The sequence below is a fragment of the Lachnoclostridium sp. genome, from assembly GCF_031997925.1.
GTDB lineage: Bacteria > Bacillota > Clostridia > Lachnospirales > Lachnospiraceae > Lachnoclostridium.
Genome location: NZ_DAMADT010000011.1, coordinates 53,672 through 67,149 on the forward strand (window position 1 = coordinate 53,672; position 13,478 = coordinate 67,149).

The 13,478-nt window shown below is 33.7% G+C and carries 14 protein-coding genes; 9 read left to right on the plus strand and 5 right to left on the minus strand.

Annotation, left to right across the window (positions count from 1 at the left end; genetic code table 11):
- The first annotated feature begins 97 nt into the window (after positions 1-97).
- The 5 genes from gnpA (at position 98) to RTP52_RS09415 (ending at position 7,245) form a co-directional block, all read left to right on the plus strand.
- Positions 98-2,266, plus strand: a complete 2,169-nt coding sequence (gene gnpA / locus RTP52_RS09395) for a 1,3-beta-galactosyl-N-acetylhexosamine phosphorylase (RefSeq protein ID WP_312370795.1) — start codon at positions 98-100, stop codon at positions 2,264-2,266.
- A gap of 493 nt (positions 2,267-2,759) precedes the next feature.
- Positions 2,760-4,682 carry a ribosomal protection-like ABC-F family protein gene (abc-f, locus tag RTP52_RS09400; protein WP_312370797.1) on the plus strand — a complete coding sequence of 641 codons (1,923 nt, stop codon included), beginning with the start codon at positions 2,760-2,762 and terminating at the stop codon, positions 4,680-4,682.
- 778 nt (positions 4,683-5,460) lie between these two features.
- On the plus strand, positions 5,461-5,592 hold the full coding sequence (locus tag RTP52_RS09405) for a hypothetical protein (RefSeq protein ID WP_312104853.1): 132 nt from the start codon (positions 5,461-5,463) through the stop codon (positions 5,590-5,592).
- 211 nt (positions 5,593-5,803) lie between these two features.
- Positions 5,804-6,844 (plus strand): 2-hydroxyacid dehydrogenase, encoded by a 1,041-nt coding sequence (locus RTP52_RS09410; RefSeq protein WP_331661265.1) that lies wholly within the window; start codon positions 5,804-5,806, stop codon positions 6,842-6,844.
- A 14-nt stretch (positions 6,845-6,858) separates the two neighbouring features.
- On the plus strand, positions 6,859-7,245 hold the full coding sequence (locus tag RTP52_RS09415) for a desulfoferrodoxin family protein (RefSeq protein ID WP_312104850.1): 387 nt from the start codon (positions 6,859-6,861) through the stop codon (positions 7,243-7,245).
- Positions 7,246-7,426: 181 nt separating this feature from the next.
- Here the strand turns inward: RTP52_RS09415 and RTP52_RS09420 are convergent, their stop codons facing one another.
- Both RTP52_RS09420 and RTP52_RS09425 read right to left on the minus strand, forming a co-directional pair.
- On the minus strand, positions 7,427-7,561 hold the full coding sequence (locus RTP52_RS09420; protein ID WP_312104848.1) for a hypothetical protein: 135 nt from the start codon (positions 7,559-7,561) through the stop codon (positions 7,427-7,429).
- 31 nt (positions 7,562-7,592) lie between these two features.
- The gene (locus RTP52_RS09425; RefSeq protein ID WP_312104846.1) at positions 7,593-8,723 is read right to left on the minus strand and encodes a sodium ion-translocating decarboxylase subunit beta; all 1,131 of its coding nucleotides are present in this window, start codon (positions 8,721-8,723) and stop codon (positions 7,593-7,595) included.
- Between the two features lie 432 nt (positions 8,724-9,155).
- Here RTP52_RS09425 and RTP52_RS09430 point away from each other — a divergent pair, with 432 nt between their 5' ends.
- The 4 genes from RTP52_RS09430 to RTP52_RS09445 all read left to right on the plus strand — a co-directional run bounded on the left by RTP52_RS09430 (position 9,156) and on the right by RTP52_RS09445 (position 11,759).
- Positions 9,156-9,311, plus strand: coding sequence for a hypothetical protein (locus tag RTP52_RS09430; protein WP_312104843.1), 156 nt, complete (start codon positions 9,156-9,158; stop codon positions 9,309-9,311).
- A 113-nt stretch (positions 9,312-9,424) separates the two neighbouring features.
- A complete protein-coding gene (locus RTP52_RS09435; protein WP_312104840.1) occupies positions 9,425-9,562 on the plus strand; it encodes a hypothetical protein in 138 nt (45 codons plus the stop codon).
- 155 nt (positions 9,563-9,717) lie between these two features.
- Positions 9,718-11,010, plus strand: a complete 1,293-nt coding sequence (locus tag RTP52_RS09440) for a TrkH family potassium uptake protein (RefSeq protein WP_312104838.1) — start codon at positions 9,718-9,720, stop codon at positions 11,008-11,010.
- A gap of 77 nt (positions 11,011-11,087) precedes the next feature.
- Positions 11,088-11,759 (plus strand): potassium channel family protein, encoded by a 672-nt coding sequence (locus RTP52_RS09445; protein ID WP_312104836.1) that lies wholly within the window; start codon positions 11,088-11,090, stop codon positions 11,757-11,759.
- A 145-nt stretch (positions 11,760-11,904) separates the two neighbouring features.
- Here RTP52_RS09445 and RTP52_RS09450 read toward each other — a convergent pair whose 3' ends face one another.
- From RTP52_RS09450 to RTP52_RS09460, 3 genes are all read right to left on the minus strand, one after another.
- Positions 11,905-12,087, minus strand: a complete 183-nt coding sequence (locus RTP52_RS09450) for a hypothetical protein (RefSeq protein WP_312104833.1) — start codon at positions 12,085-12,087, stop codon at positions 11,905-11,907.
- Positions 12,088-12,150: 63 nt separating this feature from the next.
- Positions 12,151-12,306 (minus strand): hypothetical protein, encoded by a 156-nt coding sequence (locus RTP52_RS09455; RefSeq protein ID WP_312104830.1) that lies wholly within the window; start codon positions 12,304-12,306, stop codon positions 12,151-12,153.
- A gap of 132 nt (positions 12,307-12,438) precedes the next feature.
- Positions 12,439-13,478 (minus strand): GH36-type glycosyl hydrolase domain-containing protein (locus tag RTP52_RS09460; protein ID WP_331661268.1); only part of this gene is annotated, 1,040 nt, incomplete at its 5' end.

Sequence of the window (13,478 nt, forward strand, 5' to 3'; positions counted from 1 at the left end):
ATTTATGAAAAGGAAAAGTACGTGAAGCGTACTTTTCCTCGAATATATTCACAGATCATTGCGACAGTCCTATCATTCATAGATAAGGAGAATTAACGTGGAACAACAAAATGAGATTACCAAAGGTGGATTCACGCTCCCCGGAGAAGCTGGGTTTGAGGAGCTTACATTAGAACTTGCTAAAAGATGGGGAGCTGATGTTATTCGTGATAGTGATGGAACTGAGCTATCAGATGATATTTTAAATGCTGGATACGGAATCTATTCCACCATCTGTTTAATACGAGACCATAACGCTTGGGCAAAAGCCAATATGGACAAATTACAACAGACTTTTCTTGTCACAAGTCCTGTAGTAGCTAATTCAGATACTTTAACAATTGATTTAATGGAAGGCTTTTTTAAAGAGCAATTCTTATTAAATGATAGTGATGAATCCATAAAGTACTGGGAGGTATATGATAGAACGACAGAAACCCATCTTGAGAATGAGAAATGGAGTTATCATCCACTAAATCAAACCATAGTTTTAACAGGTATTTGCCCATGGCATAAATATACAGTTAGTTTTATGGCTTACCGTATCTGGGAAGAAATCTCAATGTATAACCATACGACAAACAATTGGAACAAAGAACACTTGATGCAAATTGATCCAATACATATGGAAACTCAGGAGTATTTACTTACTTGGATGGATGATTGGTGTAAAAATCATGAACAGACAACGGTTGTTAGATTTACTTCTATGTTCTATAACTTCGTCTGGATGTGGGGAAGTAATGAAAAAAATCGTTATCTATTTTCTGATTGGGCATCCTATGATTTTACAGTAAGTCCGCAAGCACTAAAGTTATTTGAAGAAAAGTATGGATATGCACTTACTGCAGAAGATTTTATTCATCAAGGGAAGTTCCATGTTACTCATATGCCTGCAGATAAACATAAGCTTGATTGGATGGAATTTATTAATAATTTCGTAGTGGACTTTGGTAAGAAATTAATTGACATTGTACATAACTATGGAAAATTAGCTTATGTATTTTATGACGATAGTTGGGTAGGTGTTGAACCTTATCATAAAAACTTTGAGAAATTCGGTTTTGACGGCTTAATTAAATGTGTATTTTCAGGATTTGAAGTTAGGTTATGTGCTGGAGCTAAAGTAAATACCCATGAATTAAGGCTTCATCCATATTTATTCCCAGTTGGTCTTGGTGGAGCCCCTACATTTATGGAAGGTGGTAATCCAACACTCGATGCAAAGAATTACTGGATTAGTGTAAGAAGAGCATTGCTAAGGGAACCAATTGATCGAATTGGTTTGGGAGGTTATCTTCACTTAGTCGAGGACTTCCCAGATTTTACAGACTATATAGAAAAGATTGCAAATGAGTTCCGTCGAATCAAGGAACTTCATAATTCAGGAAAACCAATGGTTCTAAAGCCACGTATTGCGGTACTTCATAGCTGGGGAACACTACGTTCTTGGACATTATCCGGACATTTTCATGAGACATATATGCATGACTTAATTCACATCAATGAAAGCTTATCCGGACTTCCGTTTGACGTTAAATTTATTAGCTTCGAGGATATCAAGCAAGGTGCCCTTGAGGATGTTGACGTTGTAATAAATGCAGGGACTTTTGGGTCTGCATGGAGCGGGGGTAATGCTTGGGAGGATCAAGAGATAATAGAACGCTTAACGAGATTTGTTTATGAAGGAAATGCATTTATCGGGGTGAATGAACCAAGTGCCATTACTGGTTATGATACACTTTTTAGAATGGCACACATACTCGGCGTTGATATGGATCTAGGTGACCGCGTTTCCCACGGCCGTTATAGTTTTATGACAGAACCAGTAGAAGAATTAGAATTTACGGAATGCGGACCAAAGGCTAAGAGAAACATTTATCTTACAGATGGCTTAGCAAAAGTTTTAAAGGAAGAGAATGGAATACCAGTTATAACTTCTTATGAATTTGGAAAAGGTCGAGGAATCTATCTTTCTTCCTATGAGCACTCCATTAAGAATGCTAGAACGCTTCTTCATATTTTATTATATGCAGCAGGAGAATCCTTCTGCCAAGAAGGAATTACCGATAATCTATATACGGAATGTGCTTATTATGAGAAAGATAAGATCCTAGTTATGATTAATAATAGCGATACCTTACAAAAATCATCTGTTACTATTAAGGGAAAAACATATACAAAGGATATTCCGGCATTTGATACCATAATTCTACCATTAGAGTGAATATACGATTAGCATAACCTACTTTTAAGATAAACTTACTTTTAACCATGCATATCAAGATGCATGGTTTTTTTACTAATGTTACATATTATTAAATGTATGAGTCTCATATAGCTACTTGACTTAAATAGAAATATCACTTATGATAGCAATATGTTAAATGCTAAATCAACGTCATATAAAGACGTGTATTATTGACTTAGCTCTTATTGAGGGACTTAATTATGATTACTTATATTTTGAAAGGTATATTTTGAAATGAGTGAAATTCTTAAATGGACAAAATTAGAATCTATTATGATAGCATTATTTTTCGTTAAGGGGATAAGTGCGTCCAAATTTAATAGATTTACGAGAATCCATATAGGAATTTTGGAATATTCATAATAAAATGATATAAATCATGATATAGAATGATGTAAAATCATTATAAAATATGAAATGAACCCAAAGCTTATTGGCTTTGGGTTTTTTGCGTCTTTAGGAGGTTAGCATGATAGAATTAGGAATTAACAACTTAACAAAATATTACGGTGCAACGAAAATATTCGAAAACATTACATTTGACATAAAAACCGGGGAGAGAATAGGTTTAATCGGTCAGAATGGATGTGGAAAAACAACCATATTAAAAATCATGATGTGCTTAGAAGATTATCAGGAAGGTGACATTCATCTTCGCAAGGGAGCAAAGATTGGATATTTGAATCAAATTCCTATATATGATAAGGAGATAAAAACCATAGAAGTTATTCGCGCGGCTTTTGAGCAAATATCCATCATTAAGAATCAGATGAATCAATTAGAAATACAGTTTGAAAATTTAAAAGGAACCGAATTAGAGAAAGCAATCCACCAATACGGGAGTTTATCTGAACAATATGAATTAGATGGTGGTTATGAGTTAGAAACCAGAATCAATAAGATAACAGAAGGATTACAAATTACTGATAATCTAAAAGAGTTGTCCTTTAACAATTTAAGCGGAGGAGAGAAGACCAGAGTTATCTTAGCTAAAATACTCTTAGAGGAACCGGATATATTACTGCTTGATGAACCCACCAACCATCTGGATCTAGAAACAATTGGCTGGCTGGAAGGGTTTTTAAAAGAGTATAAAGGTTCCGTGTTAATCATATCTCATGACAGATACTTTTTGGATAGTGTTGTGAATAAAGTGGTTGAATTGGAATATAGCAGAGCTAATATTTATTACGGTAATTACAGCTACTTTGTGATAGAAAAAGAAAGAAGATTTCTTATCGATTATAAGAATTATCAAAACCAGCAAAAGAAAATAGAGCAAATGGAAAACCAAATAAAACGATACCGAATTTGGGGTGAAATGCGAGATAGTGATAAGATGTTTAAACGAGCGAAGGAGCTTGAAAAAAGACTAGAAAAGATGGAAGTTCTGGGACGCCCTGTTCTCGATTCAAAGAAAGTTCGATTCGATCAAGATATCGTGAATAGAACCGGGAAATTAGTCCTTGAGGTAGAAGATATCAGCAAATCTTTTGAAGAGAAAACATTAATTAAGAATATTAATCTAAATATATTCTATCAGGACAGTGCCTGTATTATTGGGAAAAACGGCAGTGGAAAATCAACATTTCTAAAGATGATTTTAGGTGAATTAGATGCGGATGCCGGTACCATAAAACTTGGTTCTCAAGTAAAGATTGGTTATCTTCCTCAACATGTAAGGTTTGAAGACGAAGAACAGACAATACTAGAGTACTTTTCGCGGTTGCATAATATTACGAATGAGATGGCCAGAGGGCAGTTAGCCAGAGTACTATTCTTTAAAGAAGATGTCAATAAAAAAATTAAAATTTTATCTGGCGGTGAGAAAAGTAGGCTAAAACTATGCTCCTTAACTTTTGAAAAAGTCAATTTTATGATTTTAGATGAACCGACCAATCACTTAGATATTGATTCAAGGGAGGTATTAGAGGAAACTCTAGCAGAATATGAGGGAACTTTGCTTTTTGTTTCCCATGATAGGTATTTTATCAATAAGGTGGCAGATAAAATTATTGAGATTGAAGATTACGAGATCAACACCTATGATGGTGATTATAACTATTATCTGGAAGCTGTTAAGAAGAAAAAAGATAACAGTATAAGCGTCATAAATAATCTCAAAGTTGAATCAAATAAAGTGGTTCAAATTAAGAAATCAGATGATTCGATTCGCTCCAAGAATGCAGATGCGCAGAGAACTAAACATTTAGCGCTGATTGAAGAAACCATAGAAAAGATGGAGATAAAACTAAAAGCTCTGGAGAACGAAATGAATATGTATAACTCAGATATAAAATATCTGGAAGATATTTTCTTAGAAAAGCAAAATATTGAAAAAGAATTAGAAGCTGTTTATGAAGAATGGGAAGAACTCATTTCTAACAGCTAATTACGCTTTAAAATTATGGAACAATATAATGATATTAAGCTGAAGTTATGATATGATGGTTTTTCTTACTAGGTTCATACTATTATGCATTCCTTTTAAATGTATAAAAATCTGCTATAGACAAAAGTGACAAATCTACTATAAACAAAAGTATAAAACCCTAGTATAAACAAAAGCATAAAGCCAAGTATAAACAAAAGCATAAAACCTAGTATAAACAAAAGCATAAAGCTTACTATAAACAAAAGCATAAAGCCTACTATAAACAAAAGCATAAACCGTAGTATAAACAAAAGAATAAAGCTTACTATAAACAAAAGCATAAAGCCAAGTATAAACAAAAGCATAAAACCTAGTATAAACAAAAGAATAAAGCTTACTATAAACAAAAGCATAAAACCTAGTATAAATAAAAGCATAAAACCTACTATAAACAAAAGCAAAAGCCTACTATAGACAAAAGCATAAAATCTCCTATAATAAAAGCATAAAAGGCTACGATAAAGTTATACTAGAAAATAACCATGATCCTTGTTATATCAATATTAATTTGTAGAATGTTGTCATTTATACAGTGGGACAAGCAAAAAAGTACTACTAATATCCATTGACAAAAACTGGTATCTATAATATAACAGATATAAATACTTTAGATAATTTGTTTTGGTTGCTTACATATGAAATTCCATTAGGATATATGAAATTCCTATAAATATAGGAAATTCCTATAAATATAGGAATGAGAAAAGTTATACCAATATGTATCTGGAGGTGAGTTATGGGTAAGGATAGTGGAAAAGCTATGGGTCCAGTAGGAAAAGCAGTTGCAGGAAAGAACGAAAAGAATAAGGCAGGTGCTAGCACCAGCAAATCAACTTCAAAGGCTACAAATAAATCGGGGAAACACTAAAAATAAATACATAAACTGATCTATGACAGATGGAAATCACTATCTGTCATAGATATAGTTTCAACATAGAGAGAAAAGCTATGGATTCATAGCAAAATATTATTACATATAGAGAATAGCTGTAGATTCATAGCTCAAAATATTACTACATATTAAACAAGAAAAAGCACGCTTTGCGACTTTTCCTTGGTATGAATAAAGGAGAAATATTTTGATAAGAGTAGCATGTTTTGACACCAAATCCTATGATAAGGAATGGTTTGATCGTAAGAACAATGGTGAATTTCAAATTAAATATTATGAAAATAAGTTAAACGTAGATACTGCAAAGTTAGCTCATGGTTGCCAAGCTGTTATAGCTTTTGTGAATGATTCGATAGACAAAGAGACGATTGATGAATTGTATCAGCTAGGAATTAAAGTAATTGCAATGCGTTGTGCTGGATATAACAACATTGACTTTAAAGAGGCTTACAATAAAATAGCAGTAGTGCGTGTACCCGGATATTCCCCACATGCTGTTGCAGAACATGCAATGGCTTTGTTATTATGTTTAAACCGTAAAATCCATCGTGCCTATATTAGAACAAGAGATTATAACTTTAGTTTAAAAGGATTAATTGGGTTTGACCTTTATAAAAAAACGATAGGAGTCGTTGGTACAGGTAAAATTGGAAAAGTATTTATTGATATTTGTAAAGGGTTTGGTATGCGTGTACTGGCATATGATTTATATCCAGATCAGAGCAAAGATATAGAGTATGTTAGTCTTGAGACGCTTTTTTCTGAAAGTGATGTAATATCGTTACATTGTCCATTGACGGAAGAATCAAAACACATGATTAATGCCGATACCTTAAAATTAATGAAACAAGATGCTGTCATTATAAATACATCAAGAGGTGCATTGATTGATAGTGAAGCATTATTAGCCGCTCTGAAAGAAGAGAGGATCTCTGGTGCCGGACTTGATGTATACGAAGAAGAATCCGATTTATTTTTTGAGGATAATTCGGATACCATACCAAAGGATGATGTGCTATCATTATTGGTGGGTCTGCCAAATGTCATTATAACATCTCATCAAGGTTTCTTGACGAATGAAGCGTTAAGTAACATTGCTGAGACTACGATTGAGAATCTTAGAGCTTATTTTCATAATGAGCCTTTGATAAATGAAATATGTTACTTTTGCCAACCAGGCGGAACGAATCCGGACTGTAGAAAGCAAAAAGAAGGACGTTGTTTTTAGAGAGGAGAATACGTATGAGTAATGAGCAAAAATTTTTTATTTGTGAGCATTGTGGAAACATTATCGGTATGATTGAGGATGCAGGTGTTCCAGTTGTATGTTGTGGAAAAAAGATGACTGAGTTAGTTGCCAATACAACCGATGGTGCACAGGAAAAACATGTTCCAGTAGTGGAAGTAAAGGATAATTTAGTTTATGTAAGCGTTGGTAATGTACCTCATCCAATGGTTGAAGAACACTTTATCATGTGGGTATATTTAAGAACGAATCAGGGTGGTCAAAGAAAGAGCTTAACACCAGGCAGTGAGCCAAAGGTTGTATTCGCATTAACAGAAGATGAAGAAGTAATCGAAGTATTTGAGTACTGTAACATACATGGTCTATGGAAAACTGTTCTTTAAATTATGAAGAGATAAATTTTCTTAGTATCTTTTCCTAGTTTATGATAACGAAAAGTTCATATCAAAAACATTACACTAAGTAGAATTAGTAGAAATAATAATTTAAATTTAGAAAAGGGTGATCATCATGTAGTAAAAATACACTAAGATGCATCACCCTTTTTTTGAATCAATTTACTACTTATTTATTCTCTTTCTTATCCGGAATTTTCTGAAGAATAACAACAATACCAGCGATAATTAGCATTGCTATAAAAATACTAAACATGCCTTTCCACATGATTTCTAAGGTTAAAAATACAGTTTCTAAGTCCATGTACATACTCCTTTCAAAGAACTTTACGTCTTTAATGTAATAAAAGGTTTAAGATAATACCACCAGCTAGAACGGAACCAATCTGACCTGCAACATTTGCTCCGACTGCATGCATTAACAAGTGGTTGGATGGGTCTTCTTTGATACCCATCTTTTGTATTACACGTGCTGACATTGGGAATGCTGAGATTCCAGCTCCACCTACCATTGGATTAATTTTATTCTTTAAAAATAGGTTTAGGAATTTTGCAAATAATACTCCACCAATGGTATCAAATACGAAAGCAAATAATCCAAGTCCCATGATTAAAGCAGTTTGAACATTTACGAATGCGTCTGCTTTCATACTAAATGATATTGTTATTCCAAGTAATAATGTAATTAAGTTTGCAAGAACGTTCTGAGCTGTATCGGATAAAGAGTTTAATACGCCACATTCCCTTAAAAGGTTACCGAACATTAGGAAACCTACGAGAGAAACAGACGATGGAGCAATTAAACCAGCAATTACAGTTACGATAATCGGAAACAGAATTCGTGCACGTTTTGAGATAGAAGCAGGATTGTATTGCATACGAATCATACGTTCTTTCTTGGTTGTAACAAGTTTTATTGCGAAAGGTTGAACGATTGGGACTAAAGCCATGTAAGAATAGGCGGCGACGGCTATAGCTCCTATGTACTGAGATTTTAATACTTGGGACACTAAAATAGAAGTAGGTCCATCAGCTGCACCTATAATACCAATAGATGCACAGTCATTAAGATTGAATCCGAGCATAGCTGCTAATGTCATTGTTAAGAAGATTCCGAATTGTGCAGCACCGCCAAAAAGAAACATTTTCGGATTTGATAAAAGAGGCCCAAAATCAATCATTGCACCAATACCAATAAAAAGTAAAATTGGAAGTACTTCGGAAGTTTCGATTCCTACATGAAACAACCATTCAATGATACCGTTTACGTTACCAATTCCTTCATAGGTTTGGTTAAGTACACCAGTTGCTGGTAGATTAACAAGGATTGCGCCAAATCCCATTGGTAATAAGAGCGCGGGTTCATAGTTTTTACGAATTGCTAGATAGATTAGAATACCACCAATGAGAAACATTAAATATTCTTCCCAACGAATGGCGGTTATTCCGGACAGTAAAAATTCCATAACATCCTCCACTTTCTCCTTATTTTTGTATCGTAGAAACACTAAATTATTGGCTTCTATACAATACTCTAATTATATAATTCATAGGACATAGAATCAAGAAAAATATGCTAAAATAGCACAAAAAAACGAAAGATTTGTCATTAAGATAATAAAGGTGAAATAAAGGATTCAATTAGGGATAATATATAAGATATGATATAAGATCCATCTCCTACCTAAGAGACTGGGAAGTATTTTTGCAAGCATATTGATAAACTATTTAAATAAGAAGAAATTCTTATTTATTAAGTAATATTTACTATTTATTAACAGAAATGGTATAGGAACGAAAAATAGTTGTAAAGAATTTGTTAAAAATCAATATACTATATTGTTTTATTTTGTACGAATGGTAATATGTGATTGAAATTATTCAAAGGGGGAAAGTTCATGAGCGTTTCGTTATCTGATTTTTTAATACAGATTACGAGTAATCCAGCGCTATTTATAACAGTATTATTAACATTAGTAGTAATATTAGTAAATGGTTGGACTGATGCCCCGAATGCAATTGCAACTTGTTATCAACAAGATTGTTATCACTAAACAAAGTGATCATAATGCAGCAGTTTTTATTTTTTGGGTGTGTTAGTAATGATTATGGTGAATAAGGCCGTAGCATAAGCTATTTATAATATAGTAGATTTGAGGGGGGGTCTTTGGATGCCCTGGTTGCTCTACGTGTAGCTTTATTTACTGTGGCTATCTGGGTAACAGCAGCATCATACTTTGGAATACAAATGAATGAGAGTTATGCGTTAATTGCAGGAATCTCTGGAGCAGCAATTGCTTTATAAGTAGGCTTAAGTATCAATGGTAATGAGTCGGTAAAGGTCTTTATGGACTTTTTATATCGACAGTGATAGAATTAAGTCTTGGTTATGTAACAACAAATTTAATGGAAAGTATAGTATTAAAAAATTCATAATTATTTTACATCAAGGGGTAGAAAATGAAACTGCTAAAAAGGGTAAGCCCTGGAAGATTAATATCATTAGGGTTTGCAAGTGTTATTTTGATTGGAGCAATAATTTTGTGGCTCCCAATATCTGCAAATGATGGAGTAAATGTTAGATTTATAGATGCTTTATTTACTTCAACAAGTGCGGTTTGTGTAACCGGATTAATTGCTGTCGATACAGCAGATACCTTTAATATATTTGGTCGCACCGTTGTAGGTCTACTAATTCAGATTGGAGGATTAGGGGTTACTAGTTTAGGTGTTGCAATCTTGTTATTTGCAGGTAAGAAGGTTGGTATTAAGGGAAGAGTACTCATGAGAGAATCGATGAACTTAAACTCTCTTAAGGGTATTATGCAACTTGTTAAGGCAGTATTATTTACTACCTTATGCTTTGAAGTGGTAGGAACGATATTAAGCTTTATCGTCTTTGTACAAGACTATTCACCAATTAAAGCATTGGGAATAAGTTTATTCCATTCGGTAGCAAGTTTTAATAACTCTGGTTTTGATGTTCTTGGAGGCTTTCAAAACCTCTTAAATTATAAAGATAATGTATTGCTCAACTTAACTACAGCTGGTCTAATTATCTTTGGTGGTATTGGTTTTATTGTTACAAAAGAGCTGGTAGAAAAAAGATCTCTTCGTAAATTAAGTCTTCATTCCAAGGTTGTACTTTTAATGACTGGTATTTTATTATCAGTAGGTACCGTACTTTTATATATTACAGAGGATATTACTTGGCTGGGTGCCTTTTTTATGAGCACATCAGCAAGAACTGCTGGATTTAGTACCTTTAATACAGGTAATTTTACAAATGCAGGTTTATTTATCTTAATTATTTTAATGTTTATCGGTGCTTCACCTGGTTCCACTGGTGGTGGTATAAAGACAACTACATTTTATACATTAATAAAAAGCCTATATAGTACTGCCAAAAACAAGCACTGTACAGCGTTTAAGCGTAGGGTTCCAAGTGATGTTATTTCAAAATCATTTGTATTATTTTTGTTAGCAATGGGTTTGGTATGTTTAAATACGTTACTATTGTGTTTTATAGAACCTAATTTCAGCTTTATTCAAAATTTATATGAAGTTACAAGTGCGTTTGGAACGGTAGGTTTATCTACAGGTATTACACCAAATTTAAAAGATTTATCAAAAATTATTTTAATTTTAACAATGTTTATCGGTAGGCTTGGACCTATGACGATAGCTACCCTTTGGTCACATAAAGATAAGCCTAGTGTAAGCTATTCAGAGGAAAGCTTAATTATAGGATAAAAATAATGTGATGAGGATAAGGATTTAGGAAAATGAAAATGACAGATTTAACAGACAGGTTTCTGTTAGGGAGGAATATGAAAAGTAATCGTTCACCAATTGAGTTTGGTATTATTGGGTTAGGTAGATTTGGATATGCTTTGGCAGAAACTTTAGCAAGTGCCGGAAAAGAAGTAATGGTAATCGACAATAATGAGGAAACTATTAAACAAATACGTGGATTAGTTCAAGAGGCTTTTGTTGCAGGAGCTTTGACATCTGAAGTATTAGAAGAGACGGGTATTCAAAACTGCGAGACAGTTGTTGTTTGTATCGGTGAAAAAGTTGATACCAGTATTTTAACCACACTTCATGTTATTAACATGGGTGTACCACGTGTAATAGCCAAGGCATTTAGTCCAGACCAAGGTAAAGTATTAGAAAAGTTAGGTGCTGAAGTTATCTATCCAGAGAGAGATATGGCAATTCGATTAGCAAATCGTTTGGTATATTCCAAAGCTCTAGATTTTATTGAATTAAATGGTGATATCACAGTATCAGAGATACAAGTTACTCATAAAATTATTGGTAAAACAATCTCCGATATCGATGTTCGTAAAAACTATAATCTAAATATTATTGCATTAGAGCATGGCAATCTCACTACAATAGAAGTGTCTCCAGATACTGTTTTAAAAGAAGGAGATGCTATCGTAGTTATCGGAAGAAAAGATCAAATATCTAAATTTGAGTCGCATATTGCGTATTAATGAAACTAGCGATAATCATATTGCTTTCGATAGTGATCTCATTTCATATGATATAAGATATAAAAAAAGACAATCAGTTTTGGGCTGATTGTCTTTTTTATCTTAGGTAAGAACGGGTCGCAAAGGGGATATAGATAGGTTTCTTCTAATAATAATCTTCGGAGTCATAAACTTCGTCGATTTCCTCTTTGTCTTCAAAATAGTCATTATGCATTGACTTATTTTTATAGACTTGTTTGGCATTGGACTTGGTAAAACCTACATTGTTTGAACAATTGGAAGCTGTTCTTTTGGTTGGAGTTGCTTTACTATTTTTAGAACTTTCCATGAGAAAAATCTCCTTTCCTTTTTGTCCGTAGTATTTACATTTTTACAAAAACTATGCGAAAAATTAAGAAAGGGGAGTATGTAAGACATAAATGGTATTGAGAGATTGAGACTCGTCTACTTCAAAACCATCAATATGACCATTGTTAATAATCGTAGTACATTGATTAAATTCATATTGTTGTTCACATTCTTCTAATGTAATAATATCCATATTCATATGATTACCCCTATCTTTTCTTTTCACTGAATTATATTCAATACAAGCAAAAATAGAATAGGGGTAAACTAACAATTTGATTTAATTACCACTTATAAAATGAAGTGGGATTATGGAAATAACCAATATATGCTACATTACTAATAAAACTTCATTTTCTTCAGATAGTGAGTCCGCAGGAATGTAATTTGAGGAAAGATTTGTTCCGTTTAAGTAACATTCACGGTAACCACTTTCTACACCATCTAAGTTCTGCACCGTAATATTTAACTTTTTATTGCGGAAGATCTTAGTAATTGTAACCTCTTTCCAAGTGGATGGTATGGATGGAGAGAGCAATAATCCATCGAAGTCAGGACGAATACCTAAGATACCTTCAACGCAACCAACCATCACGGTTGATGCTGTTCCTGTCAACCAGTGCACATGGGAACGACCTTCAAATGGGCTATCAACCGACTCAGTAAATTGTCCATGAACATATGGTTCAAGAACACGAACATCTGCATTATCATTCTGAGAAGATGGAGAACTTTCCTTAAAGTACTGATAAGCGCGATTACCATGACCCATTAAGGATTCTGCAAGGATGATCCAACCTTGTGGCTGCGAGAAGATACCACCATTTTCTTTGGTTGATTTATTAAATAGGATAGCAAGAGCACCGTCAAATGCATGGTCAACATAGGATGGAGCCATTAAGCGGCAGCCATATGCTGTATTTAGCTCACGATGAACACTTTCTAATGCTTTTTCAGCTTGGTCCTTGGTAGCTAGACCACTGATTACTGACCAAGATTGTGGATTTAACCACATATTTGCTTCTGGATCCTTCTTAGAACCAATTACTTGACCATCTTCTTTAAATCCACGGATAAAACGATCTTCTTCCCAACAATACTTTTGAATAGTTTCTCCAAGTTGTAATTGCACTTTATCTAAATAAGCGAGATATTCATCATCATCTTTTTCCTTAGCAAATGCGCGAATTACGGTCATAGCATAATATAACTGTAGTGCGACGAAGGAAGATTCTCCTTTTTTACCAAGTCGCAAACAATCGTTCCAATCGGCGTGAAGTCCAGCAGGCATATTATGTGCACCAAGACGCTCCATAGAGAAGTTTATAGCTCGCTTTAAGTGATCATAAACAGTTCCTACATCTTTATTAG